The sequence below is a fragment of the Gordonibacter pamelaeae 7-10-1-b genome, from assembly GCF_000210055.1.
Classification (GTDB): Bacteria; Actinomycetota; Coriobacteriia; order Coriobacteriales; family Eggerthellaceae; genus Gordonibacter; species Gordonibacter pamelaeae.
In genome coordinates, this window is record NC_021021.1 from 3,222,099 (window position 1) to 3,223,283 (window position 1,185).

Sequence of the window (1,185 nt, forward strand, 5' to 3'; positions counted from 1 at the left end):
CGCCGTCAGGCGGTCGAGCTCCACGAAGTTCGACGCGTGGTAGGCGTCGAGCACCTGCTCCTTCCACCATGCGGGCGCCCCGCTCGCCTCGAGCAGCGCCCGCAGCACGCCCACCGTGGCCAGCGCCAGCGTGTAGCCGCGCGCGCCCGCCACGTCGAGCGCCTCGGCGAGCAGGCCCACGACTTCGGCGTCGGCCTCGGGGCCCTCCTCGCCGATGCACTCGATGCCCATCTGCGTGAGCTCGCGCGCCTTCGCCTGCATCTCCGCCTCGGCCTCGCGGAACACGCGTTGAAGGTAGCGGAACCTGAACGGCCCCGGCTGGCCTGCCAGGCGCGTTGCCGTCATGCGCGCGACCTGCAAGGTGACGTCGGGCCGCATGGCCAGAAGGTCGCCGCGCGCGTCGAAGAAGCGAAACGGGGAGCCGGCCAGGCGGCCGCCCGCCCGCATGACGTCCATGACCTCGAGCGTGGGAGTCTCGATAGGCAGGTAGCCGCGCGCCGCGAAGCGCTCCTGCACGGCGCGCGTGATGCGCTCGCGCTGCTGCGCCTCGTCCGTGAGCACATCGCGAAATCCTGCCGGTGTCACGTAATTCATAGGTTCGCGCTTCTTTCCCTCGTGGTTTTCCGGTGCGACGCGGCGATTCGACTCGATGATACCACTGGGCCGTGCGCCTGCAGCAGCACGCAGCCTCTTCCGCATCGCGTCGCTATACTTTAGCACAGTAGAGTGATAAAGCAATAGGAAATTTCCCTCTGCGGGCGGCCACGGCCCATCGGGCGCCGCCCCGGCGCCTTCGCCTAGAGCAGCGACATCTGCTGGGGAGCGAAGTCGTAGGTGCACAGCACCTCGTTCTCCACGAGCTCCACCTCGTGCGACTCCCAGTCTTTCAGGCACACGACGAAGCTCGCGCCGCCCTGCTCGAACACGATGGCGCTGCCCACCATGCCGATGCAGCGGCCGCCGCACACGTCGCGCGCGCCATCCGGCTGCTGGAGGTCGTCGCACGAGGGCGAGGGCCCGCCGAAATAGCACGGCGAGAAGTCCTGCACCGGCTCGGGCGCGAACCCGGCGCGCGCAACGGCCTCCACCTGCGCGAGGCGCGCGGCCTCGCGATCGAGCACGGCCGCCGCCTCGGCGGCATCGAAGCGCTCGTTCGCCAGCAGATCGGCCTTCTTGGACGCGCGC

At 69.9% G+C, this 1,185-nt stretch carries 1 protein-coding gene and 1 pseudogene; both read right to left on the reverse strand.

The window, feature by feature from the left end:
- Positions 1–594 (reverse strand): ATP phosphoribosyltransferase regulatory subunit (locus GPA_RS14810; protein WP_041240637.1); only part of this gene is annotated, 594 nt, incomplete at its 3' end.
- 203 nt (positions 595–797) lie between these two features.
- Positions 798–1,185 (reverse strand): annotated as a pseudogene (locus GPA_RS14815) (DUF2797 domain-containing protein); the annotation flags it as partial.